Source organism: Streptomyces sp. NPDC057638 (assembly GCF_042800315.1).
GTDB lineage: Bacteria > Actinomycetota > Actinomycetes > Streptomycetales > Streptomycetaceae > Streptomyces.
In genome coordinates this window covers 1-21,907 of sequence record NZ_JBHVHF010000060.1, presented here as the reverse complement: position 1 = coordinate 21,907, position 21,907 = coordinate 1, and the positions used below count along the sequence as shown (strand labels likewise).

Annotated in this window: 31 protein-coding genes; 28 read left to right on the top strand and 3 right to left on the bottom strand. The window is 67.0% G+C overall.

Translation table 11 applies throughout. The annotated features are described in order from the left end of the window. Window positions 1-69: 69 nt before the first annotated feature. Entirely contained in the window at window positions 70-531 is a 462-nt protein-coding gene (locus tag ACFVIM_RS11765; protein WP_384300524.1) for a hypothetical protein, read from the bottom strand. Window positions 532-811: 280 nt separating this feature from the next. On the opposite strand from ACFVIM_RS11765, the gene rpsL reads away from it, so the two are divergent. The 5 genes from rpsL to ACFVIM_RS11740 all read left to right on the top strand — a co-directional run bounded on the left by rpsL (window position 812) and on the right by ACFVIM_RS11740 (window position 6,488). Further along, complete coding sequence (rpsL, locus tag ACFVIM_RS11760; RefSeq protein ID WP_003948652.1) at window positions 812-1,183, top strand: 30S ribosomal protein S12; 372 nt, start codon at window positions 812-814, stop codon at window positions 1,181-1,183. A gap of 2 nt (window positions 1,184-1,185) precedes the next feature. Continuing rightward, window positions 1,186-1,656 carry a 30S ribosomal protein S7 gene (rpsG, locus tag ACFVIM_RS11755; RefSeq protein ID WP_003956472.1) on the top strand — a complete coding sequence of 157 codons (471 nt, stop codon included), beginning with the start codon at window positions 1,186-1,188 and terminating at the stop codon, window positions 1,654-1,656. A gap of 38 nt (window positions 1,657-1,694) precedes the next feature. Beyond that, complete coding sequence (fusA, locus tag ACFVIM_RS11750; RefSeq protein WP_384300523.1) at window positions 1,695-3,821, top strand: elongation factor G; 2,127 nt, start codon at window positions 1,695-1,697, stop codon at window positions 3,819-3,821. A gap of 163 nt (window positions 3,822-3,984) precedes the next feature. Beyond that, window positions 3,985-5,178, top strand: a complete 1,194-nt coding sequence (gene tuf, locus ACFVIM_RS11745) for an elongation factor Tu (RefSeq protein ID WP_384300522.1) — start codon at window positions 3,985-3,987, stop codon at window positions 5,176-5,178. Between the two features lie 590 nt (window positions 5,179-5,768). Then, window positions 5,769-6,488 (top strand): hypothetical protein, encoded by a 720-nt coding sequence (locus ACFVIM_RS11740; RefSeq protein WP_384300521.1) that lies wholly within the window; start codon window positions 5,769-5,771, stop codon window positions 6,486-6,488. A 74-nt stretch (window positions 6,489-6,562) separates the two neighbouring features. Here the strand turns inward: ACFVIM_RS11740 and ACFVIM_RS11735 are convergent, their stop codons facing one another. Further along, window positions 6,563-8,044 (bottom strand): S28 family serine protease, encoded by a 1,482-nt coding sequence (locus tag ACFVIM_RS11735; RefSeq protein WP_384300520.1) that lies wholly within the window; start codon window positions 8,042-8,044, stop codon window positions 6,563-6,565. Window positions 8,045-8,287: 243 nt separating this feature from the next. Further along, on the bottom strand, window positions 8,288-9,076 hold the full coding sequence (locus tag ACFVIM_RS11730; RefSeq protein ID WP_384300519.1) for a carbonic anhydrase: 789 nt from the start codon (window positions 9,074-9,076) through the stop codon (window positions 8,288-8,290). Between the two features lie 856 nt (window positions 9,077-9,932). Between ACFVIM_RS11730 and rpsJ the strand changes: the two genes are divergently transcribed. The 23 genes from rpsJ (at window position 9,933) to ACFVIM_RS11615 (ending at window position 21,863) form a co-directional block, all read left to right on the top strand. Further along, a complete protein-coding gene (gene rpsJ, locus ACFVIM_RS11725; RefSeq protein ID WP_003948644.1) occupies window positions 9,933-10,241 on the top strand; it encodes a 30S ribosomal protein S10 in 309 nt (102 codons plus the stop codon). A 14-nt stretch (window positions 10,242-10,255) separates the two neighbouring features. After that, window positions 10,256-10,900 carry a 50S ribosomal protein L3 gene (gene rplC, locus ACFVIM_RS11720; RefSeq protein ID WP_384300518.1) on the top strand — a complete coding sequence of 215 codons (645 nt, stop codon included), beginning with the start codon at window positions 10,256-10,258 and terminating at the stop codon, window positions 10,898-10,900. A 5-nt stretch (window positions 10,901-10,905) separates the two neighbouring features. Next, a complete protein-coding gene (rplD, locus tag ACFVIM_RS11715; protein ID WP_384300517.1) occupies window positions 10,906-11,556 on the top strand; it encodes a 50S ribosomal protein L4 in 651 nt (216 codons plus the stop codon). Continuing rightward, window positions 11,556-11,888: a 50S ribosomal protein L23 gene (gene rplW / locus ACFVIM_RS11710; RefSeq protein ID WP_384300516.1), complete on the top strand. Its 333-nt coding sequence runs from the start codon at window positions 11,556-11,558 to the stop codon at window positions 11,886-11,888. Before rplD ends, rplW begins: the two co-directional genes overlap by 1 nt. Window positions 11,889-11,936: 48 nt before the next feature. After that, window positions 11,937-12,773, top strand: coding sequence for a 50S ribosomal protein L2 (gene rplB, locus ACFVIM_RS11705; protein ID WP_351547851.1), 837 nt, complete (start codon window positions 11,937-11,939; stop codon window positions 12,771-12,773). A 12-nt stretch (window positions 12,774-12,785) separates the two neighbouring features. Further along, window positions 12,786-13,067: a 30S ribosomal protein S19 gene (gene rpsS, locus ACFVIM_RS11700; protein ID WP_142214205.1), complete on the top strand. Its 282-nt coding sequence runs from the start codon at window positions 12,786-12,788 to the stop codon at window positions 13,065-13,067. A gap of 51 nt (window positions 13,068-13,118) precedes the next feature. Then, complete coding sequence (gene rplV, locus ACFVIM_RS11695) at window positions 13,119-13,466, top strand: 50S ribosomal protein L22 (RefSeq protein ID WP_384300515.1); 348 nt, start codon at window positions 13,119-13,121, stop codon at window positions 13,464-13,466. After that, window positions 13,466-14,293: a 30S ribosomal protein S3 gene (gene rpsC / locus ACFVIM_RS11690; protein ID WP_384300514.1), complete on the top strand. Its 828-nt coding sequence runs from the start codon at window positions 13,466-13,468 to the stop codon at window positions 14,291-14,293. Before rplV ends, rpsC begins: the two co-directional genes overlap by 1 nt. 5 nt (window positions 14,294-14,298) lie before the next feature. Next, window positions 14,299-14,718, top strand: a complete 420-nt coding sequence (gene rplP / locus ACFVIM_RS11685; protein ID WP_347728001.1) for a 50S ribosomal protein L16 — start codon at window positions 14,299-14,301, stop codon at window positions 14,716-14,718. Continuing rightward, the gene (rpmC, locus tag ACFVIM_RS11680; protein ID WP_384300513.1) at window positions 14,718-14,942 is read left to right on the top strand and encodes a 50S ribosomal protein L29; all 225 of its coding nucleotides are present in this window, start codon (window positions 14,718-14,720) and stop codon (window positions 14,940-14,942) included. The genes rplP and rpmC overlap by 1 nt, the downstream gene beginning before the upstream one ends. Continuing rightward, window positions 14,942-15,250: a 30S ribosomal protein S17 gene (gene rpsQ, locus ACFVIM_RS11675; RefSeq protein ID WP_384300512.1), complete on the top strand. Its 309-nt coding sequence runs from the start codon at window positions 14,942-14,944 to the stop codon at window positions 15,248-15,250. The genes rpmC and rpsQ overlap by 1 nt, the downstream gene beginning before the upstream one ends. Window positions 15,251-15,349: 99 nt before the next feature. After that, complete coding sequence (gene rplN / locus ACFVIM_RS11670; protein WP_003956455.1) at window positions 15,350-15,718, top strand: 50S ribosomal protein L14; 369 nt, start codon at window positions 15,350-15,352, stop codon at window positions 15,716-15,718. A 2-nt stretch (window positions 15,719-15,720) separates the two neighbouring features. After that, on the top strand, window positions 15,721-16,044 hold the full coding sequence (gene rplX / locus ACFVIM_RS11665; protein ID WP_384300511.1) for a 50S ribosomal protein L24: 324 nt from the start codon (window positions 15,721-15,723) through the stop codon (window positions 16,042-16,044). Next, window positions 16,044-16,601 carry a 50S ribosomal protein L5 gene (gene rplE / locus ACFVIM_RS11660; RefSeq protein ID WP_384300510.1) on the top strand — a complete coding sequence of 186 codons (558 nt, stop codon included), beginning with the start codon at window positions 16,044-16,046 and terminating at the stop codon, window positions 16,599-16,601. Before rplX ends, rplE begins: the two co-directional genes overlap by 1 nt. A 3-nt stretch (window positions 16,602-16,604) precedes the next feature. Next, window positions 16,605-16,790 (top strand): type Z 30S ribosomal protein S14, encoded by a 186-nt coding sequence (locus tag ACFVIM_RS11655; protein WP_003956452.1) that lies wholly within the window; start codon window positions 16,605-16,607, stop codon window positions 16,788-16,790. 211 nt (window positions 16,791-17,001) lie between these two features. Further along, entirely contained in the window at window positions 17,002-17,400 is a 399-nt protein-coding gene (gene rpsH, locus ACFVIM_RS11650; protein WP_384300509.1) for a 30S ribosomal protein S8, read from the top strand. 20 nt (window positions 17,401-17,420) lie between these two features. After that, window positions 17,421-17,960 (top strand): 50S ribosomal protein L6, encoded by a 540-nt coding sequence (rplF, locus tag ACFVIM_RS11645; RefSeq protein ID WP_384300508.1) that lies wholly within the window; start codon window positions 17,421-17,423, stop codon window positions 17,958-17,960. A 3-nt stretch (window positions 17,961-17,963) separates the two neighbouring features. Further along, entirely contained in the window at window positions 17,964-18,347 is a 384-nt protein-coding gene (gene rplR, locus ACFVIM_RS11640; protein WP_384300507.1) for a 50S ribosomal protein L18, read from the top strand. Between the two features lie 43 nt (window positions 18,348-18,390). Beyond that, on the top strand, window positions 18,391-18,996 hold the full coding sequence (rpsE, locus tag ACFVIM_RS11635) for a 30S ribosomal protein S5 (RefSeq protein WP_030201551.1): 606 nt from the start codon (window positions 18,391-18,393) through the stop codon (window positions 18,994-18,996). Further along, complete coding sequence (gene rpmD / locus ACFVIM_RS11630) at window positions 18,996-19,178, top strand: 50S ribosomal protein L30 (protein ID WP_006347219.1); 183 nt, start codon at window positions 18,996-18,998, stop codon at window positions 19,176-19,178. Before rpsE ends, rpmD begins: the two co-directional genes overlap by 1 nt. A 1-nt stretch (window position 19,179) precedes the next feature. Then, window positions 19,180-19,635: a 50S ribosomal protein L15 gene (gene rplO, locus ACFVIM_RS11625; protein WP_384300506.1), complete on the top strand. Its 456-nt coding sequence runs from the start codon at window positions 19,180-19,182 to the stop codon at window positions 19,633-19,635. 255 nt (window positions 19,636-19,890) lie between these two features. Further along, window positions 19,891-21,210, top strand: coding sequence for a preprotein translocase subunit SecY (secY, locus tag ACFVIM_RS11620; protein ID WP_384300505.1), 1,320 nt, complete (start codon window positions 19,891-19,893; stop codon window positions 21,208-21,210). Further along, window positions 21,210-21,863, top strand: coding sequence for an adenylate kinase (locus ACFVIM_RS11615; RefSeq protein ID WP_384300504.1), 654 nt, complete (start codon window positions 21,210-21,212; stop codon window positions 21,861-21,863). Before secY ends, ACFVIM_RS11615 begins: the two co-directional genes overlap by 1 nt. The last annotated feature ends 44 nt before the right edge of the window (window positions 21,864-21,907 follow it).

Sequence of the window (21,907 nt, the reverse complement as noted above, 5' to 3'; positions counted from 1 at the left end):
ACACGGAGGGCGGTCATCCCGGAAGGGTGGCCGCCCTCCGGCGTGTGCGGGCCCGCTCACCGGCGGCCCTCAGCGGGGTGGCCGGGCGACGGGGTCGCCCTCCTCGCCGCTGCCGGTGTGCTGAATGAGTACGTTGGCGAAGGCGGCGGCCTCCCGGAGCTGGGCGAGCTGGTTCCGTGCGGCGAGGAGATGGGCCTCGCGCAGGGGCTCGTGCCGCCGGGTGAGCAGGTCGCAGAGCAAATAGCCGGGCGCGCCGCCGTGCTCCGCCCGTACGCCGTCCTCCGCGCCGATCCGGGCGAGGTCGGTGCGGGCGGTATCCCGTACCAGCGCCCGTACGGAGGTGACCTTCAGCACGTGGAGGAGCATCAGCGCGGCGGTGCGGCGGCCGGAGAACGGCACCCCGGACAGGACCAGCAGCCGTTGTGGCGTCGGGGCGGCGGGGTTGCCGATGGCCGCGTGGGGGGTATGCTCCGGCCAACCCGCGCTCCGCCCGCGTCGCGCCCGTACCGGGCCGCCCGCCCTCTCCGTCACCCGTTCGGAGCAGCGTTCTCCGAGGTCGGCGAGGGATCCGTACGCGCGTGCATTTGTTTTGACCGCAGCCCATGCGGTAGGTACGCTCTGACCTTGTGCCTGGGGTGTGCCTGGGCTCCTGTGCGTGTCCTCAACCGCACGGAGAGTCCGTTCATGGCCACCGCAATCTGCGCCCTTTCCGCCCTCGGCGGCGAGCCTCGCAGTTTCGACACACCCGACCGCGTGGGTCGGTGACGTTCCAGGTTAGTTTCATGAACGGCACACAGAAACCGGAGACGTAGTGCCTACGATCCAGCAGCTGGTCCGTAAGGGCCGGCAGGACAAGGTCGAGAAGAACAAGACGCCCGCACTTGAGGGTTCCCCTCAGCGTCGTGGCGTCTGCACGCGTGTGTTCACGACCACCCCGAAGAAGCCGAACTCGGCCCTCCGTAAGGTCGCGCGTGTGCGTCTGACCTCTGGGATCGAGGTCACGGCCTACATTCCGGGTGAGGGGCACAACCTGCAGGAGCACTCCATCGTGCTCGTGCGTGGTGGCCGAGTGAAGGACCTGCCGGGTGTTCGCTACAAGATCATCCGCGGTTCCCTCGACACTCAGGGTGTCAAGAACCGCAAGCAGGCCCGCAGCCGCTACGGCGCCAAGAAGGAGAAGTAAGAATGCCTCGTAAGGGCCCCGCCCCGAAGCGCCCGGTCATCATCGACCCGGTCTACGGCTCTCCTCTGGTGACGTCGCTCATCAACAAGATCCTGCTGAACGGCAAGCGCTCCACCGCCGAGCGGATCGTCTACGGCGCCATGGAGGGTCTCCGCGAGAAGACCGGCAATGACCCGGTCATCACGCTGAAGCGCGCGCTTGAGAACGTCAAGCCCGCCCTTGAGGTCAAGTCCCGCCGTGTCGGTGGCGCCACCTACCAGGTGCCGATCGAGGTCAAGCCCGGTCGCGCCTCCACCCTCGCGCTGCGCTGGCTCGTCGGGTACTCCCGCGCCCGCCGCGAGAAGACCATGACCGAGCGCCTCATGAACGAACTGCTCGACGCCTCCAACGGCCTCGGCGCTTCGGTCAAGAAGCGTGAGGACACGCACAAGATGGCCGAGTCCAACAAGGCCTTCGCGCACTACCGCTGGTAGTCGCTACCCCCATCGAGACCGAGAGAAGACTGAGCCATATGGCCACCACTTCGCTTGACCTGGCCAAGGTCCGCAACATCGGGATCATGGCCCACATCGACGCGGGCAAGACGACGACCACCGAGCGCATCCTCTTCTACACCGGTGTGAGCTACAAGATCGGTGAAGTCCACGATGGCGCCGCCACGATGGACTGGATGGAGCAGGAGCAGGAGCGCGGCATCACGATCACGTCCGCCGCGACGACCTGTCACTGGCCGCTCGAGGACGTCGATCACACCATCAACATCATCGACACCCCGGGTCACGTCGACTTCACCGTCGAGGTGGAGCGTTCGCTCCGCGTGCTCGACGGTGCCGTCACCGTGTTCGACGGTGTCGCCGGTGTTGAGCCGCAGTCCGAGACCGTCTGGCGTCAGGCGGACCGCTACGGCGTGCCGCGTATCTGCTTCGTCAACAAGCTCGACCGCACCGGTGCCGAGTTCCACCGCTGTGTCGACATGATCAGCGACCGCCTGGGCGCGACGCCGATCGTGATGCAGCTGCCGATCGGCGCCGAGGCCGACTTCAAGGGTGTCGTCGACCTCGTCACCATGAAGGCGTTCGTCTGGTCCGCCGAGGCGACCAAGGGCGAGATGTACGACATCGTCGACATCCCGGACACGCACGCCGAGGCTGCCGAGGAGTACCGCGGCAAGCTGCTGGAGACCGTGGCCGAGAACGACGAAGAGGTCATGGAGCTGTACCTGGAGGGCCAGGAGCCCTCGGTGGAGCAGCTCTACGCCGCGATCCGTCGTATCACCATCGCCTCCGGCAAGTCCTCCGACACCACGGTCACCCCGGTGTTCTGTGGTACCGCGTTCAAGAACAAGGGCGTCCAGCCCCTGCTCGACGCGGTCGTGCGCTACCTGCCCTCGCCCCTGGACGTCGAGGCCATCGAGGGCCACGACGTCAAGGACCCCGAGGTCGTCGTGAAGCGCAAGCCGTCGGTGGACGAGCCTCTCTCGGCGCTGGCGTTCAAGATCATGAGCGACCCGCACCTCGGCAAGCTCACCTTCGTGCGCGTCTACTCCGGCCGTCTGCAGTCCGGCACCTCGGTGCTGAACTCCGTGAAGGGCCGCAAGGAGCGCATCGGCAAGATCTACCGTATGCACGCCAACAAGCGTGAGGAGATCGAGTCGGTGGGCGCGGGCGACATCGTCGCCGTCATGGGCCTGAAGCAGACCACCACCGGTGAGACGCTGAGCGACGAGAAGAACCCGGTGATCCTGGAGTCCATGGACTTCCCGGCGCCGGTCATCGAGGTCGCGATCGAGCCCAAGTCCAAGGGTGACCAGGAGAAGCTGGGTGTCGCCATCCAGCGTCTCGCGGAGGAGGACCCCTCCTTCCAGGTGCACACCAACGAGGAGACCGGCCAGACCGTCATCGGCGGTATGGGTGAGCTCCACCTTGAGGTGCTCGTCGACCGTATGCGTCGCGAGTTCAAGGTCGAGGCCAACGTCGGCAAGCCCCAGGTCGCGTACCGCGAGACGATCCGCAAGGCCGTCGAGCGCGTGGACTACACCCACAAGAAGCAGACCGGTGGTACCGGTCAGTTCGCCAAGGTGCAGATCGCGATCGAGCCGATCGAGGGCGGCGACGCCTCGTACGAGTTCGTCAACAAGGTCACCGGCGGTCGTGTCCCCAAGGAGTACATCCCCTCGGTGGACGCGGGTGCGCAGGAGGCCATGCAGTTCGGCATCCTGGCGGGCTACGAGATGACGGGCGTCCGCGTCACGCTTCTCGACGGTGGCTACCACGAGGTCGACTCCTCCGAGCTCGCCTTCAAGATCGCCGGTTCGCAGGCGTTCAAGGAGGCCGCTCGTAAGGCCAGCCCCGTGCTCCTTGAGCCGATGATGGCCGTCGAGGTCACCACGCCCGAGGACTACATGGGCGATGTCATCGGTGACATCAACTCCCGCCGTGGCCAGATCCAGGCCATGGAGGAGCGGGCCGGTGCCCGGGTCGTCAAGGGCCTGGTGCCGCTCTCGGAGATGTTCGGCTACGTCGGCGACCTCCGCAGCAAGACCTCGGGTCGCGCAAGCTACTCGATGCAGTTCGACTCCTACGCCGAGGTTCCCCGGAACGTCGCCGAGGAGATCATCGCGAAGGCCAAGGGCGAGTAACTCACCCGAGTACACGCTTTAGGCTTGTTCCCGGAGCCCGTAGGGGACATTTCCGCCCGATCCACACGAAACGGCGGGGATGTCCCCGGGCACCGGTATCCCAGCAAAGATCACCTGGCGCCGATGAGTAAGGCGTACAGAACCACTCCACAGGAGGACCCCAGTGGCGAAGGCGAAGTTCGAGCGGACTAAGCCGCACGTCAACATCGGCACCATCGGTCACATTGACCACGGTAAGACGACCCTCACGGCCGCCATTACCAAGGTGCTGCACGACAAGTACCCGGACCTGAACGAGGCCTCGGCCTTCGATCAGATCGACAAGGCTCCCGAAGAGCGCCAGCGCGGTATCACCATCTCCATCGCGCACGTCGAGTACCAGACGGAGTCGCGTCACTACGCGCACGTCGACTGCCCGGGTCACGCGGACTACATCAAGAACATGATCACCGGTGCCGCGCAGATGGACGGCGCCATCCTCGTGGTCGCCGCCACCGACGGCCCGATGCCGCAGACCAAGGAGCACGTCCTCCTGGCCCGCCAGGTCGGCGTTCCGTACATCGTCGTCGCCCTGAACAAGGCCGACATGGTGGACGACGAGGAGATCCTGGAGCTCGTCGAGCTCGAGGTCCGTGAGCTCCTCACCGAGTACGAGTTCCCGGGCGACGACGTTCCGGTCGTCAAGGTCTCCGCGCTCAAGGCCCTTGAGGGCGACGCGGAGTGGGGCGAGTCCGTCCTCAACCTGATGAACGCCGTGGACGAGGCCATCCCGCAGCCCGAGCGTGACGTCGACAAGCCGTTCCTGATGCCGATCGAGGACGTCTTCACGATCACCGGTCGTGGCACCGTCGTCACCGGTCGTATCGAGCGTGGTGTCCTCAAGGTCAACGAGACCGTCGACATCATCGGCATCAAGACCGAGAAGACCACCACCACGGTCACCGGCATCGAGATGTTCCGCAAGCTGCTCGACGAGGGCCAGGCCGGTGAGAACGTCGGTCTGCTCCTCCGTGGCATCAAGCGCGAGGACGTCGAGCGCGGCCAGGTCATCATCAAGCCGGGCTCGGTCACCCCGCACACCGAGTTCGAGGCCCAGGCCTACATCCTGTCGAAGGACGAGGGTGGCCGTCACACCCCGTTCTTCAACAACTACCGCCCGCAGTTCTACTTCCGTACCACGGACGTGACCGGCGTCGTGACCCTCCCCGAGGGCACCGAGATGGTCATGCCGGGCGACAACACCACCATGACCGTCCAGCTGATCCAGCCGGTCGCCATGGAGGAGGGCCTGAAGTTCGCCATCCGTGAGGGTGGCCGGACCGTCGGCGCCGGCCAGGTCGTCAAGATCACCAAGTAAGTCCTGGTGGTTTGACCTGGTAGCTCGACGATCGAGCACCAGAGAGGCCCCACACCTTCGGGTGTGGGGCCTCTCGCGCGTTTCCGCCCCTGTCGGGGCTTTGGGTGCGAACGGGTTGGTCAGGCCCGTTCGCACTGTGCTAGACGGCTGAGCGGAGGGGCGGGTTGCTCGCCGGGGTCGGGAAGCTGAGTGAACGGTGTGGTTTCTGGGGCTGGTGGTGAGAGCGGGGGAGTGGGGCTCCGGCGCGGAGACGCTCCGGAGTTCTCCGCCGTGGTTCCCCGCCCGTGGTTCCCCGCGATGGTTCCCGCCGAGGTCTTCCCGGGCGCCCGGGAAGTGACCGGTACGGGGGTGGAAGGCGGTACGGGGCAGGATGCGCCCCCTGGCCCACGAGCACCATGCGCGGCCCAAGCCGGTCGTCCCCGATGGCTTCCCGAGCCAACGGGGCCTTGCTACGGTGCGCCGTGCGTCATGGCTTGTGACGCTTTGCGATGGGGCGCGGCGTGTGGCACGGGAGGTCGTACGGCGTCCCGACGGCGCACCCGCCCCGTCCGGCAGATCACCGCAGAGGCCCCAGAAAGGGGATTCCGCCCATGAACGACTCCGCCTTACCCTCCGCCTCGCAGCCCTCGCAGCCCTCGCAGCCCTCGCAGCCCTCGCAGCCCTCGCGTTCCGCCTTCGGCGCGGTGGCGCCCGGGCCCCGGCGGCGCACGCCCGGCCTCGGGAGACGTGACGCCCTCCGAGGCGGCGCGGCGGTCGCGCTCGGCGGCGCCGCCCTGCTCACGGCGGGCGCGGCCGTCACCTCCGATACCGCCCACGCCGCCGCCCCGGCCACGGACTCCACCAGGGCCCCGCGGAGCGACTACGAGGACGGCTGGCTCTCCTGCAACGGCTGCCAAGGGCTCTGGTACCCCCGGTTCAACCTCCGTGGCGTCTGCGCGGCGAGCCCCAGCGGACATTTCTCCTCCGGTTCCCTTGCCTACTACCTGACCTGGGGGGTTCCCACCGGTCCGCACCGCCAGGGCGCGTGGCGCCGGTGCGGCAAGTGCCTGAACCTCGCGTACAACGGCTTCGCCGAGCCCGGGATCTGCGGCGCCGGGGGCCGCCACAACCACCTCAACAGTCCCGACTACGTCCTGCTGTGCAACTTCCCCCTGCCGGGTCGCTTCGTCCGGTCCGGCTGGCGCTGGTGTGAGCGGTGTCGACTGCTCGTCTACGGGTACAGCGGGGTCGCCGGTTCCTGCCCGGCGGGCAGCGGCGGCCATGTGGTGCCCGCGGACAGCGCCGACTACCAGATCCACCACACACCGTGACCGACCGGGCCCGGCCGGACGCCGAGGGCATCCGACCGGGCCCGGGCTCCGCTCGCCCGGCCGACGGTGCCGGGTCAGCCCCGGCCGGGCGCCCCAGCGGGACGGTTCGGCCCGCCCAGGGCTCCGGCGTCAGTCGCCGTCCCCGCCTCCCGGCGGTCCAGCCGTGCGTCGAACCGCCCCAGTGGTGCCGCCTTCGACGGGTCCTTCCGTACCGCGTCCGGGGCGACCCCCGCCCACCGCAGCACCGTGGCCGTGGCCAGCGCCCGGTCCGCCGGGCTCAGATGCTCGATATGCGTGAGGTGGTCCCCGCCCGGCGCGGTCAGCACATAGCTGTCCCGCGCGCCCGGGCCCAGCCGGAACGGCTCCGCGCCCCACGGGTCGTTCGCCCCGTTGACGAAGAGCATCCGGCGCGCGCTGTTCCTGACGAACCGGTCGATGTCCTTCATCGCGCCCGCCCGGAAGGTCATCGGGTACTCCCGGGGCGCCAGATCCCTCGGCGTCAGCGGCGCGTACCGCAGCAGCCCGGCCAGATGCGGCTGCTCCACCGTCGGTGAGCCCAGCTCGGTGCCCGCCTGGTACTGGTAGGCGTAGCCGTCCACGAGTCCCTGGTCGGAGAATTCCAGCGGTGAGGCGATCGCGTTGACGGTGTCGTACAGCGCCTGGTCCGAGAGCGGCTTCGGGTCCGGCAGGGTCTCGCAGGCCTGTCTGTTGGACTCGGTCCAGTAGACCCAGGGCGCCTCCTGTATGCCCGCCTCCAGAGCCCGGTCCGCCCCGCCGACCTGGCGGAAGGTGGCGCCCCGGGCCGCGGCGTCGGCGGTGAGCAGCTCCAGCAGCGCCCCCCGGCGGGCCAGGGCCTGGCGCTGGATCTCCTTCAGCCGGTCGCGGCACTGCGCTGTCCCGACCGTCTGGAAGAAGCGGGTGTACGCGGAGTCCTCGCGGTCGTCCACGTCGTTCGGCGCCACATACGCCACCACGGCGTCCATGTCGGAGGGGTAGAACCGCTCGTAGTAGGTCGCGGTCATCCCGCCCTTGGAGTTCCCCGTCGAGATCCACTTCCGGTCGTAGACCGTCCGCAGGGCGGTGAAGACCCGGTGCTGGTCGGCGGCGGCCTGCCGGATGGTCAGCACGTCCGGGTCGGCGGGGTCCGGGCGCGACGGTCCCCAGAAGCGGTGTTCGAGGGAGATCTGGTTGCCGTCGACGATCCGCGCGGGCTCGCTGCGCAGCGCCGGTTCGAAGAGCCCGTAGCCGCTGGTGTGGAAGATCGTGGGCCGGGAGGTGTCGCGGTGGAGTACGGTCAGCCGCTGTTCGAAGGTGCCACGGTCCGGATTCCGGTGGTCCACCGGCTGGGTGTAGCCGAGCACGAAGAGCCGGTGCTGTGGGAACGGCCGCTCCTCGATCAGCCGCATCCCGGGTACCGCCAGCAGCCGGGACCGGATGTCGGCGGTGGCGGCGGAACCGGTGGATGGGGCGTGGCCATCGCTCTCCGTGGCGAGCGCCGGGGTGACCAGGGAGGTCAGGGCGGCGAGTGACAGGAGACCGGTGATGGTCTTGCGCATGTGCGTTCTCTCCTGGGGGTGGGCGTCTGTGCTCTACGGACGCCGTGTCCCGCGCGGGAGTTGATCGCGTTCTCCCTTCTCCGCGTCGTCGCCCACGACCGGAGCGGGCGGCCCGGTACGACCGGACCCCCGTCCGGCGGGAGGCCGGACGGGGGCCGGAGGGACGGCCGGGACGGCGACCGTACGTCCCCTGGGGTCGTTGAAACGGTCAGGTCAGGGTGGTGCGGCGGTGGGGAGGTGGGGTCAGCGCGTGGGCGGGGGCTCGATCTGGGTGAACTGTGTGGTCCCCAGGTCGTACCGGGCCCCGATGACGGCCAGCGTGCCGAGGGCGACCCGCTGGGCGATGTCGTTCTCCCGCAGCAGGGTCGACCGGATCATACGGACGTTGTTGTTGATCGATCTGTTGAGCCGGTTCGGCGTCGCGGGGTCGGCCTCCACCGCGGGCACGATCTGGTGGATCGTGTGCGCCAGCCGGGGCGTCAGGCCCAGGTTGGGAACGCCGTCCAGGACCTTCTGGGCCGTGGTCACCGCGCCGCAGTCCTCATGGCCGAGGACCACGACCAGCGGGACGTTCAGCTTGGTCACCGCGTAGGAGACGCTGCCGTACACGGCGCTGTCCAGCACCTGGCCCGCGGTCCGGGTGACGAACAGGTCGCCGAGGCCCTGGTCGAAGATCAGCTCGGGCGGGACCCGGGAGTCGATGCAGCCCACGATGATGGCCCAGGGGGCCTGCCCGAGCGTGGCCTGCTGGCGGGCGAGGACGCCCTCCCGGGGGTGGACCTGCCCGAGGGTGCTCCAGCGCTGGTTGCCCGCTTTCAGTTCGAGGAGGGCGGCGGCGGGTGTGGTGGGGCGCCGCGCACCGGGGGGACGGTGTGAGCGGGCGGCGGCGGATCCGACACCGGCGCCGAGTGCGGTGCCCGCCACCACTCCTCCGGCGACGGCGGCCTGGAGGAGGGTCCGCCGACGCGAGACGGATATTTCTTTTATCTCGTCTTTTGCAACTGTTGGCTCTGGGTTGGCTTTCTCTTTCATATTTCGGGACTGTAAGTCGCGAACATTCAAGCTGGTAAGCGAATAATCCCGTCAATGCGCAGTGGTGAATATAAAAGGATGAACGGGCCTATGAGCGCTGGTCCCGAGAGGCCTCCCGCCTGCGGGGCGGCCCGGTCGGCGCAGGTGGGAACTGATTTGCGAAGGGGCATTCCGGTTGCGCCATAACCAGCCCTGTATGGCGCGAAGGTCCCTGGCCGATGTGTGCGGCATGTGTATAGGGCTGTGTCGGGAGGGGTTCGGCTTAAGCGCGGGGGAGGATGGGACTCTTGATTCATCCCCTTTCTCCTCTGCCTCAGCGATCACAGGGGGGCGCGTGGAGGCGGGAGTGGGGGTGCGGTCGAGGCCGCGCTCGGGGCGCGCGCGGTGCGGAGCGGTGAAGGGGTGCGCGGAACGAGGGATGCGCGCGCTGTGAGAGACGATCTCCGGGGCGCATGATCGCGCCGCGTGCGTGAACCGCTGTGACCTGGGGTACTCTCTACGGCTCGATTGGCCAGGCGCCCCGTCCGTGTGGCAGACTGTGCGGGTTGCTCGGTTGAGTGCCGATGCTGCGCGCCTCCCGCCGGGAGGACCGGAAGCGAGTCCCACAGTACTCGTCGACCCCACGCGGGTCGGACGTACGGGAATCTTCCGGGAAGTGTCAGCGGGGCGCCTACCAGGCACTCGGTGGGTGGTCTACCCCCGGCGCGCGGGCAGGGCCCGCACCCCCTTGGTTGGGAAATCCTTCGGGAGATCTGCGTAGAGGGAGTGCGACACGCCCGACCGCGTGGGTCGGAGGAAGATCGCAGGACCCGCCGAGTTGCAGAGCCTTTACGACAGACAGGACTACGAAGTAGCCATGGCGGGACAGAAGATCCGCATTCGGCTCAAGGCCTACGACCACGAGGTCATCGATTCCTCGGCGAAGAAGATCGTCGAGACGGTGACCCGTACCGGTGCGTCGGTCGCGGGCCCGGTGCCGCTGCCCACTGAGAAGAACGTGTACTGCGTCATCAAGTCGCCGCACAAGTACAAGGACTCGCGCGAGCACTTCGAGATGCGTACGCACAAGCGCCTGATCGACATCCTCGACCCGACGCCCAAGACCGTTGACTCGCTGATGCGCCTGGACCTTCCGGCCGGCGTTGACATCGAGATCAAGCTCTGAGAGGCACGGAAGAGATGGCTAAGCAGATCAAGGGCGTCCTGGGCGAGAAGCTCGGCATGACCCAGGTCTGGGACGAGAACAACCGTGTCGTCCCGGTGACCGTTGTCAAGGCCGGGCCCTGCGTTGTTACCCAGGTCCGTACGAATGACGCCGACGGCTACGAGTCGGTCCAGATCGCCTTCGGCGAGATCGACCCGCGCAAGGTGAACAAGCCCCTCAAGGGTCACTTCGCCAAGGCCGATGTGACCCCCCGCCGCCACCTGGTGGAGATCCGCACCTCGGACGCGAGCGAGTACACGCTCGGCCAGGAGCTCACCGCCGAGGTGTTCGAGTCCGGCGTCAAGGTTGACGTCACGGGCAAGAGCAAGGGCAAGGGCTTCGCCGGTGTCATGAAGCGTCACAACTTCAAGGGCCTCGGCGCCGGTCACGGCACCCAGCGCAAGCACCGCTCCCCCGGTTCCATCGGTGGCTGCGCCACCCCGGGCCGTGTGTTCAAGGGCCTCCGCATGGCGGGCCGTATGGGCAACGAGCGGGTCACCACCCAGAACCTGACCGTTCACGCCGTTGACGCGGAGAAGGGCCTGCTCCTCATCAAGGGCGCGGTTCCTGGTCCGAACGGCGGCCTGGTCCTGGTCCGCACCGCGGCCAAGGGGGCCTGAGGACTATGAGCACCATTGACATTCTGTCGCCCGCGGGCGACAAGACCGGGACTCTTGAGCTCCCGGCCGAGATCTTCGACGCCAAGGTCAGCGTTCCGCTGATCCACCAGGTCGTCGTCGCGCAGCTCGCGGCTGCCCGTCAGGGCACGCACAAGACGAAGACGCGTGGCGAGGTCCGTGGTGGTGGCAAGAAGCCTTACCGCCAGAAGGGCACCGGCCGCGCCCGTCAGGGTTCGACCCGCGCCCCGCAGTTCGCCGGCGGTGGCGTCGTCCACGGTCCCGTGCCGCGTGACTACTCCCAGCGGACCCCGAAGAAGATGAAGGCCGCCGCCCTGCGCGGTGCCCTCACCGACCGGGCCCGCAACTCCCGTATCCACGTCGTCACCGGCGTGGTCGAGGGCACGACCTCCACCAAGGCCGCCAAGGTCCTGTTCGGCAAGATCTCGGAGCGCAAGAACCTGCTCCTGGTCGTCGAGCGTTCCGACGAGGCCGCGTGGCTGTCCGCCCGTAACCTGCCCCAGGTGCACATCCTGGAGCCGGGCCAGCTGAACACGTACGACGTGATCCGCTCCGAGGACGTGGTCTTCACTCAGGCCGCCTTCGAGTCCTTCGTGTCTGGCCCCAAGGCCGTTGAGACCGAAGGGAGCGACGCCTGATGACTGAGAACACCACGGCTGTCGTCACCAGCAAGACCTTCACGGACCCCCGCGACATCCTCGTGAAGCCGGTGGTCTCGGAGAAGAGCTACGCGCTGCTGGACGAGAACAAGTACACGTTCATCGTCGACCCGCGTGCCAACAAGACCCAGATCCGGCAGGCCGTCGAGGCGGTCTTCTCGGTCAAGGTCACCGGGGTGAACACGATCAACCGCCAGGGCAAGCGCAAGCGCACCCGCACCGGTTTCGGAAAGCGCGCCAACACCAAGCGCGCGATCGTCACCCTTGCCGAGGGCAACCGAATCGACATCTTCGGCGGCCCGACCGCCTGACGGCGGTCGGAATCGTCCAGAAGTCCGGAATCTTCCGAGGACTGAGAAATGGGTATCCGCAAGTACAAGCCGACGACCCCGGGCCGTCGTGGCTCCAGCGTCGCCGACTTTGTCGAGATCACGCGGTCCACGCCGGAGAAGTCGCTGGTCCGCCCGCTGCACAGCAAGGGTGGCCGTAACAACACCGGTCGTGTGACCGTCCGTCACCAGGGCGGTGGCCACAAGCGCGCCTACCGTGTGATCGACTTCCGTCGTCACGACAAGGACGGCGTGCCGGCCAAGGTCGCTCACATCGAGTACGACCCCAACCGCACCGCGCGCATCGCTCTCCTGCACTACGCGGACGGCGAGAAGCGCTACATCATCGCGCCGCGTGGCCTGTCGCAGGGCGACCGTGTCGAGAACGGCCCCGCCGCCGACATCAAGCCCGGCAACAACCTGGCGCTGCGCAACATCCCCGTCGGTACGACGATCCACGCCATCGAGCTGCGGCCCGGCGGCGGCGCGAAGTTCGCCCGCTCCGCGGGTGCCTCCGTGCAGCTGCTGGCGAAGGAGGGGGCCATGGCCCACCTCCGTATGCCGTCCGGCGAGATCCGTCTGGTCGACGTCCGCTGCCGCGCCACCATCGGTGAGGTCGGCAACGCCGAGCAGTCGAACATCAACTGGGGCAAGGCCGGCCGTCTGCGCTGGAAGGGCGTCCGCCCGACCGTCCGCGGTGTCGCGATGAACCCGGTTGACCACCCGCACGGTGGTGGTGAGGGCAAGACCTCCGGTGGTCGCCACCCGGTCAGCCCGTGGGGTCAGAAGGAGGGTCGTACTCGTTCTCCCAAGAAGGCGAGCAACAAGTACATCGTCCGCCGCCGCAAGACGAACAAGAAGCGCTAGGAGCGGGTTTAGATGCCGCGCAGTCTCAAGAAGGGGCCCTTCGTCGACGACCACCTGATCAAGAAGGTGGACGTACAGAACGAAGCCGGCACCAAGAACGTCATCAAGACCTGGTCCCGCCGCTCGATGATCATCCCGGCCATGCTCGGCCACACGATCGCGGTGCACAACGGCAAGACCCACGTCCCGGTGTTCGTCACCGAGTCGATGGTCGGCCACAAGCTCGGCGAGTTCTCGCCGACTCGCACCTTCCGCGGCCACGTCAAGGACGACCGGAAGTCGAAGCGCCGCTAATCGCGGGGTGGAACGACTATGACGAACGTGTCAGACACTGAAGGGACAACCATGGAAGCCAGGGCCCAGGCGCGGTACATCCGCGTCACGCCCATGAAGGCCCGCCGCGTGGTGGACCTCATCCGTGGCATGGACGCCACGGAGGCTCAGGCGGTCCTGCGTTTCGCCCCGCAGGCCGCGAGCGTGCCCGTTGGCAAGGTGCTGGACAGCGCCATCGCCAACGCCGCGCACAACTACGACCACACGGACGCCGCGTCGCTGTTCATCAGCGAGGCGTACGTGGACGAGGGCCCGACCCTGAAGCGGTTCCGTCCGCGTGCTCAGGGCCGTGCCTACCGGATCCGTAAGCGGACCAGCCACATCACCGTGGTCGTCAGCAGCAAGGAAGGAACCCGGTAATGGGCCAGAAGGTTAACCCGCACGGGTTCCGGCTCGGCATCACCACGGACTTCAAGTCCCGGTGGTACGCCGACAAGCTGTACAAGGACTACGTCAAGGAAGACGTCGCCATCCGCCGGATGATGACGTCCGGCATGGAGCGCGCCGGCATCTCGAAGGTTGAGATCGAGCGCACCCGTGACCGCGTGCGGGTGGACATCCACACCGCGCGTCCCGGCATCGTCATCGGCCGCCGTGGCGCCGAGGCCGACCGCATCCGCGGCGACCTCGAGAAGCTCACGGGCAAGCAGGTCCAGCTCAACATCCTTGAGGTCAAGAACCCCGAGGTCGACGCTCAGCTGGTGGCCCAGGCCGTCGCCGAGCAGCTGTCCTCGCGTGTCTCCTTCCGCCGTGCCATGCGTAAGAGCATGCAGTCGGCGATGAAGGCGGGCGCCAAGGGCATCAAGATCCAGTGTGGTGGCCGTCTCGGCGGCGCCGAGATGTCCCGCTCGGAGTTCTACCGCGAGGGCCGTGTGCCGCTGCACACGCTCCGCGCGAACGTCGAGTACGGCTTCTTCGAGGCCAAGACCACCTTCGGCCGCATCGGTGTGAAGGTCTGGATCTACAAGGGCGACGTCAAGAACATCGCCGAGGTCCGCGCTGAGAACGCCGCCGCCCGCGCCGGCAACCGCCCGGCCCGTGGCGGTGCTGACCGCCCGGCCGGTCGTGGCCGCGGTGGCGAGCGTGGCGGGCGTGGCCGCAAGCCGCAGCAGAACGCCGCCGCCGAGGCCCCCAAGGCCGAGGCGACCGCCGCTGCTCCGGCTGAGAGCACCGGAACGGAGGCCTGACCGACATGCTGATCCCCCGTAGGGTCAAGCACCGCAAGCAGCACCACCCGAAGCGCAGTGGCATGGCCAAGGGTGGTACGACGGTCGCGTTCGGCGAGTACGGCATTCAGGCCCTCACGCCGGCGTACGTGACCAACCGCCAGATCGAGGCGGCTCGTATCGCGATGACCCGCCACATCAAGCGTGGCGGCAAGGTCTGGATCAACATCTACCCGGACCGTCCGCTCACCAAGAAGCCCGCCGAGACCCGCATGGGTTCCGGTAAGGGTTCCCCCGAGTGGTGGATCGCGAACGTCAAGCCCGGTCGGGTGATGTTCGAGCTGTCCTACCCGAACGAGAAGATTGCTCGTGAGGCGCTCACCCGCGCTGCTCACAAGCTTCCGATGAAGTGCCGCATCGTTCGGCGCGAGGCAGGTGAGGCGTGATGTCGGCCGGAACCAAGGCGTCCGAGCTGCGCGAGCTGGGCAACGAGGAGCTTGTCGCCAAGCTCCGCGAGGCCAAGGAAGAGCTGTTCAACCTCCGCTTCCAGGCGGCGACCGGGCAGCTCGAGAACCACGGCCGGCTGAAGGCCGTCCGCAAGGACATCGCCCGGATCTACACCCTGATGCACGAGCGTGAGCTCGGCATCGAGACGGTGGAGAGCGCCTGATGAGCGAGAGCAACGTGACTGAGACTGACAACACCGGCGGCTCCGCCGCGGGGACCGAGCGCGGATTCCGCAAGACCCGTGAGGGTCTGGTCGTCAGCGACAAGATGGACAAGACCGTCGTCGTCGCCGTCGAGGACCGTGTGAAGCACGCGCTGTACGGCAAGGTCATCCGCCGTACGAACAAGCTCAAGGCCCACGACGAGCAGAACGCCGCGGGCATCGGCGACCGTGTCCTCCTCGCGGAGACCCGGCCGCTGTCCGCGACGAAGCGCTGGCGCGTCGTCGAGATTCTCGAAAAGGCCAAGTAATCACCTCGGAGGGGTAACCCTCCGGGTCAGTTCCGCCAGGCTCCGGGGGGCCGTGACACACGGCCCCCCGGGGAACCGGCAGACACACAGGAGATAGACGTGATCCAGCAGGAGTCGCGGCTGCGCGTCGCCGACAACACTGGTGCCAAGGAGATCCTTTGCATCCGTGTTCTCGGTGGCTCGGGCCGCCGCTACGCGGGTATCGGTGACGTCATCGTCGCCACCGTCAAGGATGCGATCCCCGGTGGCAACGTGAAGAAGGGTGACGTCGTCAAGGCGGTCATCGTTCGCACCGTCAAGGAGCGCCGCCGCCAGGACGGCTCGTACATCCGCTTCGACGAGAACGCCGCCGTCATTCTGAAGAACGACGGCGACCCTCGCGGCACCCGTATCTTCGGCCCCGTGGGCCGTGAGCTGCGCGAGAAGAAGTTCATGAAGATCATCTCGCTCGCGCCGGAGGTGCTGTAAGCATGAAGATCAAGAAGGGCGACCTGGTCCAGGTCATCACCGGTAAGGACAAGGGCAAGCAGGGCAAGGTCGTCGCGGCCTTCCCGCGCGAGGACCGTGTCCTGGTCGAGGGTGTCAACCGGGTCAAGAAGCACACCAAGGCCGGTCAGACCGCCCGTGGCTCGCAGACCGGTGGGATCATCACCACCGAGGCGCCGATCCACGTGAGCAACGTCCAGCTTGTCGTCGAGAAGGACGGCAAGAAGGTCGTGACCCGCGTCGGCTACCGCTTCGACGACGAGGGCAACAAGATCCGCGTTGCCAAGCGGACGGGTGAGGACATCTGATGGCTACCACCACCACTCCGCGTCTCAAGACGAAGTACCGCGAGGAAATCAAGGGCAAGCTGCACGAGGAGTTCTCCTACGAGAACGTCATGCAGATCCCCGGCCTCGTGAAGATCGTGGTCAACATGGGTGTGGGCGACGCCGCCCGCGACTCCAAGCTGATCGATGGTGCCATCAAGGACCTCACCACGATCACCGGCCAGAAGCCGGCCGTCACCAAGGCCCGCAAGTCCATCGCGCAGTTCAAGCTGCGTGAGGGCCAGCCGATCGGTGCCCACGTCACGCTCCGTGGCGACCGCATGTGGGAGTTCCTGGACCGCACCCTGTCGCTCGCGCTGCCGCGCATCCGCGACTTCCGCGGCCTGTCCCCCAAGCAGTTCGACGGCCGTGGCAACTACACCTTCGGTCTCACGGAGCAGGTCATGTTCCACGAGATCGACCAGGACAAGATCGACCGCGTCCGGGGTATGGACATCACCGTGGTCACCACGGCTTCCAACGACGCAGAGGGCCGTGCGCTCCTCCGTCACCTCGGCTTCCCGTTCAAGGAGGCGTGAGCCGTGGCGAAGAAGGCTCTCATTGCCAAGGCGGCCCGCAAGCCCAAGTTCGGTGTGCGTGCCTACACGCGCTGCCAGCGCTGCGGTCGTCCCCACTCCGTGTACCGCAAGTTCGGCCTCTGCCGCGTGTGCCTTCGTGAGATGGCTCACCGTGGCGAGCTGCCGGGCGTGACCAAGAGCTCCTGGTAATCCCCGAGTAATCGGGTATTCCAGAGGCTCTCGGTAAGCAGAGGGCTGGCGGAGGCCCATCCCCCCATGGCTTAGGCTTGGAGGGTTGGGCGTCCGCCGCCCGTACGACTTACTACGCCGTAGGTCCCCGCGCCGCACCCGTCCCGCCTCTGTGTGGGGAGAGGGATGGCGCAGACAGGAAACCCCGGCGAGAGAGGCCGAAGGCCAATTCATGACCATGACTGATCCCATCGCAGACATGCTGACGCGTCTGCGGAATGCGAACTCGGCGTACCACGATGCCGTGACGATGCCGCACAGCAAGATCAAGTCGCACATCGCGGAGATCCTCCAGCAGGAGGGCTTCATCACCGGCTGGAAGGTCGAGGACGCCGAGGTCGGCAAGAACCTCGTCCTGGAGCTGAAGTTCGGCCCGAACCGTGAGCGCTCCATCGCGGGCATCAAGCGGATCTCGAAGCCGGGTCTGCGTGTGTACGCGAAGTCCACCAGCCTGCCCAAGGTCCTCGGTGGCCTCGGCGTGGCGATCATCTCCACGTCGCACGGTCTCCTGACCGGTCAGCAGGCGCAGAAGAAGGGCGTGGGTGGGGAAGTCCTCGCCTACGTCTGGTAGTCGGGAACGGAGGAAAAGCAATGTCGCGTATCGGCAAGCTCCCCATCCAGGTTCCCGCCGGTGTGGACGTCACCATCGATGGCCGCACGGTTGCGGTGAAGGGTCCCAAGGGCACCCTCACCCACACCGTCGCCGCGCCGATCGAGATCGCGAAGGGTGAGGACGGCGTTCTGAACGTCACCCGCCCCAACGACGAGCGTCAGAACAAGGCCCTGCACGGCCTGTCCCGCACGCTGGTGGCGAACATGATCACCGGCGTGACCCAGGGGTACACGAAGGCGCTCGAAATCAGCGGTGTCGGTTACCGCGTGGCCGCGAAGGGCTCCAACCTGGAGTTCCAGCTCGGCTACAGCCACTCGATCCTGGTAGAGGCCCCCGAGGGGATCTCCTTCAAGGTCGAGTCTCCGACCAAGTTCGCTGTCGAGGGCATCGACAAGCAGAAGGTCGGCGAGGTCGCCGCGAACATCCGCAAGCTGCGTAAGCCCGACCCGTACAAGGCCAAGGGTGTCAAGTACGCGGGCGAGGTCATCCGCCGCAAGGTCGGAAAGGCGGGTAAGTAAGCCATGGCATTCGGTGTGAAGATCGCCAAGGGTGACGCGTACAAGCGCGCCGCCATCAAGCGCCGTCACATTCGCATCCGCAAGCGCGTCTCCGGTACCCCGGAGCGTCCGCGCCTGGTCGTGACGCGTTCCAACCGCCACATCGTGGCGCAGGTCATCGACGACATCGCGGGCCACACGCTGGCCTCGGCGTCGACGCTTGACACGACGATCCGCGGCGGCGAGGGCGACAAGAGCGCCCACGCCAAGCAGGTCGGCGCCCTGGTCGCCGAGCGTGCCAAGGCCGCCGGTGTCGAGGCCGTCGTGTTCGACCGTGGTGGCAACCAGTACGCCGGGCGGATTGCCGCTCTGGCTGACGCGGCCCGCGAGGCCGGGCTCAAGTTCTGAGCCCCGCTTCCGGAGCTGGACGCAACAGAGAGAGGTAATTCCAATGGCTGGACCCCAGCGCCGCGGGAGCGGTGCCGGTGGCGGCGAGCGGCGGGACCGGAAGGGTCGCGACGGTGGCGCTGCCGCCGCCGAGAAGACCGCGTACGTTGAGCGCGTCGTCGCGATCAACCGTGTCGCCAAGGTTGTGAAGGGTGGTCGTCGCTTCAGCTTCACCGCGCTGGTCGTGGTGGGCGATGGTGACGGCACCGTGGGTGTCGGTTACGGCAAGGCCAAGGAGGTGCCGGCCGCCATCGCCAAGGGTGTGGAGGAGGCCAAGAAGCACTTCTTCAAGGTCCCCCGTATCCAGGGCACCATCCCGCACCCCATCCAGGGTGAGAAGGCCGCGGGCGTCGTCCTGCTCAAGCCTGCTTCCCCCGGTACCGGTGTGATCGCCGGTGGCCCGGTGCGCGCCGTCCTGGAGTGCGCCGGAGTGCACGACATCCTGTCGAAGTCGCTCGGCTCCGACAACGCGATCAACATCGTGCACGCGACCGTGGAGGCCCTCAAGGGTCTTCAGCGTCCCGAGGAGATCGCGGCCCGCCGTGGTCTGCCGCTCGAGGACGTGGCCCCCGCGGCCCTGCTCCGTGCGCGCGCTGGGGCGGGTGCGTAATGGCCCGCCTCAAGATCACGCAGACGAAGTCGTACATCGGTAGCAAGCAGAACCACCGTGACACGCTGCGTTCGCTTGGGCTGAAGAAGCTCAACGACGTGGTCGTCAAGGAGGACCGTCCCGAGTTCCGCGGCATGGTGCACACCGTCCGCCACCTCGTGACGGTTGAGGAGGTCGACTGACATGGCGGAGAACAAGCCGCTGCGCCTCCACAACCTCGCTCCTGCCCCGGGCGCCAAGACCGCCAAGACCCGTGTCGGTCGTGGTGAGGCGTCCAAGGGTAAGACCGCTGGTCGTGGTACCAAGGGCACCAAGGCCCGCTACCAGGTTCCGGAGCGCTTCGAGGGTGGGCAGATGCCCCTCCACATGCGGCTCCCGAAGCTGCGGGGCTTCACCAACCCCTTCCGCACCGAGTACCAGGTCGTGAACCTGGACAAGCTGGCCGCGCTCTACCCCGAGGGTGGCGAGGTCACGGTGGCCGATCTGGTCGCCAAGGGTGCGGTGCGCAAGAACCACCTCGTCAAGGTCCTGGGCCAGGGCGAGATCTCCGTGGCGCTCCAGGTGACGGTCGACGCCGTCTCCGGCTCCGCCAAGGAGAAGATCACCGCCGCTGGCGGTACGGTCACCGAGCTTGTCTGAGACAAGTTCCTTGGCTGAAAGCTGAATGACCCGACCGGGGATGCTCTCAAATGGGGCATCCCCGGTTGGTCGTTCCTAGGGGAGCACTGTCGCCGGTAAGGTGGCGTGCACTGTTGCTGTATAGAAGCGGGGGCTGTGCCCTCGTTTCCGTGCGGTCCGCCTTCACGGGGATCGCGCGGTTTTGCCTGATACGTATTCGTCGATCCTCAAGACCGTCACCTCTGACGCAGTAGCGCGGGGGTCGCAGGAGGCACCGTGCTCACCGCGTTCGCCCGGGCGTTCAAGACGCCCGACCTGCGCAAGAAGCTGCTCTTCACGCTCGGCATCATCGTGCTGTACCGGCTGGGGTCGCACGTTCCGGTTCCGGGCATCGATTACCAGAACGTTCAGACCTGTGTCGACCAGGCCTCGCAGAACAACAACAGCCTTTTCGGCCTGGTCAACATGTTCAGCGGCGGTGCGCTGCTCCAGATCACCATCTTCGCCCTGGGCATCATGCCCTACATCACGGCGAGCATCATTCTCCAGCTGCTGACGGTGGTGATCCCCCGGCTGGAAGCCCTCAAGAAGGAGGGCCAGTCCGGCACCGCCAAGATCACGCAGTACACCCGTTATCTGACCATCGCCCTCGCCGTGCTCCAGGGCACCGGCCTGGTCGCGACCGCGCGCAGCGGCGCGCTCTTCAGCGGGTGCAGCGTCGCCAACCAGATCGTTCCCGATCAGTCGATCTACACGATCATCGTCATGGTCGTGACCATGACCGCCGGTACCGCCGCCACCATGTGGCTGGGTGAGCTGATCACCGACCGCGGCATCGGCAACGGCATGTCCATCCTGATGTTCATCTCGATCGCCGCCGGTTTCCCGGGTGCCCTGTGGGCCATCAAGGAGAGCGGCGAGCTGGCCGACGGCTGGATCGAGTTCGGCACGGTCATCCTGATCGGTTTCGTGATGGTGGGCCTGGTCGTCTTCGTGGAGCAGGCTCAGCGTCGAATCCCTGTTCAGTACGCGAAGCGCATGATCGGTCGCCGCTCCTACGGCGGCACGTCCACCTACATCCCGCTGAAGGTGAACCAGGCGGGTGTCATCCCGGTCATCTTCGCCTCCTCGCTGCTCTACATCCCGGCGTTGGTGGCGCAGTTCTCCAGCGGCACCTCGTCCTGGAAGACCTGGATCGAGGCGTACTTCGTCAAGGGTGACCACCCCTACTACATCACCGCGTACTTCCTGCTGATCGTCTTCTTCGCGTTCTTCTACGTGGCCATCTCCTTCAACCCCGAAGAAGTCGCGGACAACATGAAGAAGTATGGTGGCTTCATCCCGGGTATCCGGGCTGGTCGACCTACTGCCGAGTATCTGAGCTACGTGCTCAACCGGATCACTTGGCCGGGCTCGCTGTACTTGGGTCTGATTGCTCTTGTTCCGACGATGGCGTTGGCGGGCTTCGGCGGCGCGAACCAGAACTTCCCGTTCGGCGGGACAAGCATCCTCATCATCGTGGGTGTGGGTCTGGAGACCGTGAAGCAAATCGAGAGCCAGCTCCAGCAGCGCAATTACGAAGGGTTCCTCCGATAATGCGAATCGTCCTCGTCGGACCACCCGGTGCCGGCAAGGGAACGCAGGCCGCGTACCTCGCCGAGAACCTGTCGATCCCGCACATCTCGACGGGCGACCTCTTCCGCGCCAACATCAGCCAGGGGACCGAGCTGGGTCGCAAGGCCAAGTCCTACATGGACGCGGGGGACCTGGTGCCCGACGAGGTCACCATCGGCATGGCCAAGGACCGGATGGAGCGGCCGGACGCCGAGCGGGGTTTCCTCCTGGACGGCTTCCCGCGCAACGTCTCGCAGGCCGAGGCGCTTGACGCGATGCTGAAGTCCGAGGGGATGACCCTGGACGCGGTGCTCGACCTGGAGGTCCCCGAGGACGAGGTCGTCAAGCGGATCGCGGGCCGTCGCATCTGCCGCAACGACTCGAGTCATGTCTTCCACGTGTCGTACTCCCCGCCCCGCGAGGAGGGTGTGTGCGACGTCTGTGGTGGTGAGCTCTACCAGCGCGACGACGACTCCGAGGAGACCGTCCGCAAGCGCCTGGAGGTCTACCACGCCCAGACCGAGCCGATCATCGACTACTACCGGGGCCAGGGCCTCGTGGCGACGATCTCCGCGCTCGGCCAGGTCGCCGAGGTGACCCGGCGGGCGATGGACGCGCTGAAGAAGCCGGAGTAGGCGCGAGCCAGCCGGTTTCCCCACGGCCGCGATGTCCACCGGAC

Coding starts and splice junctions, on each gene's coding strand:
- rpsG (WP_003956472.1), top strand. CDS start 1,186: ATGCCTCGTAAGGGCCCCGCCCCGAAGCGCCCGGTCATCATCGACCCG.
- fusA (WP_384300523.1), top strand. CDS start 1,695: ATGGCCACCACTTCGCTTGACCTGGCCAAGGTCCGCAACATCGGGATC.
- ACFVIM_RS11740 (WP_384300521.1), top strand. CDS start 5,769: ATGAACGACTCCGCCTTACCCTCCGCCTCGCAGCCCTCGCAGCCCTCG.
- ACFVIM_RS11735 (WP_384300520.1), bottom strand. CDS start 8,044: ATGCGCAAGACCATCACCGGTCTCCTGTCACTCGCCGCCCTGACCTCC.
- ACFVIM_RS11730 (WP_384300519.1), bottom strand. CDS start 9,076: ATGAAAGAGAAAGCCAACCCAGAGCCAACAGTTGCAAAAGACGAGATA.
- rpsJ (WP_003948644.1), top strand. CDS start 9,933: ATGGCGGGACAGAAGATCCGCATTCGGCTCAAGGCCTACGACCACGAG.
- rplC (WP_384300518.1), top strand. CDS start 10,256: ATGGCTAAGCAGATCAAGGGCGTCCTGGGCGAGAAGCTCGGCATGACC.
- rplD (WP_384300517.1), top strand. CDS start 10,906: ATGAGCACCATTGACATTCTGTCGCCCGCGGGCGACAAGACCGGGACT.
- rplW (WP_384300516.1), top strand. CDS start 11,556: ATGACTGAGAACACCACGGCTGTCGTCACCAGCAAGACCTTCACGGAC.
- rplB (WP_351547851.1), top strand. CDS start 11,937: ATGGGTATCCGCAAGTACAAGCCGACGACCCCGGGCCGTCGTGGCTCC.
- rpsS (WP_142214205.1), top strand. CDS start 12,786: ATGCCGCGCAGTCTCAAGAAGGGGCCCTTCGTCGACGACCACCTGATC.
- rplV (WP_384300515.1), top strand. CDS start 13,119: ATGGAAGCCAGGGCCCAGGCGCGGTACATCCGCGTCACGCCCATGAAG.
- rpsC (WP_384300514.1), top strand. CDS start 13,466: ATGGGCCAGAAGGTTAACCCGCACGGGTTCCGGCTCGGCATCACCACG.
- rplP (WP_347728001.1), top strand. CDS start 14,299: ATGCTGATCCCCCGTAGGGTCAAGCACCGCAAGCAGCACCACCCGAAG.
- rpmC (WP_384300513.1), top strand. CDS start 14,718: ATGTCGGCCGGAACCAAGGCGTCCGAGCTGCGCGAGCTGGGCAACGAG.
- rpsQ (WP_384300512.1), top strand. CDS start 14,942: ATGAGCGAGAGCAACGTGACTGAGACTGACAACACCGGCGGCTCCGCC.
- rplX (WP_384300511.1), top strand. CDS start 15,721: ATGAAGATCAAGAAGGGCGACCTGGTCCAGGTCATCACCGGTAAGGAC.
- rplE (WP_384300510.1), top strand. CDS start 16,044: ATGGCTACCACCACCACTCCGCGTCTCAAGACGAAGTACCGCGAGGAA.
- rpsH (WP_384300509.1), top strand. CDS start 17,002: ATGACCATGACTGATCCCATCGCAGACATGCTGACGCGTCTGCGGAAT.
- rplF (WP_384300508.1), top strand. CDS start 17,421: ATGTCGCGTATCGGCAAGCTCCCCATCCAGGTTCCCGCCGGTGTGGAC.
- rplR (WP_384300507.1), top strand. CDS start 17,964: ATGGCATTCGGTGTGAAGATCGCCAAGGGTGACGCGTACAAGCGCGCC.
- rpsE (WP_030201551.1), top strand. CDS start 18,391: ATGGCTGGACCCCAGCGCCGCGGGAGCGGTGCCGGTGGCGGCGAGCGG.
- rpmD (WP_006347219.1), top strand. CDS start 18,996: ATGGCCCGCCTCAAGATCACGCAGACGAAGTCGTACATCGGTAGCAAG.
- rplO (WP_384300506.1), top strand. CDS start 19,180: ATGGCGGAGAACAAGCCGCTGCGCCTCCACAACCTCGCTCCTGCCCCG.
- ACFVIM_RS11615 (WP_384300504.1), top strand. CDS start 21,210: ATGCGAATCGTCCTCGTCGGACCACCCGGTGCCGGCAAGGGAACGCAG.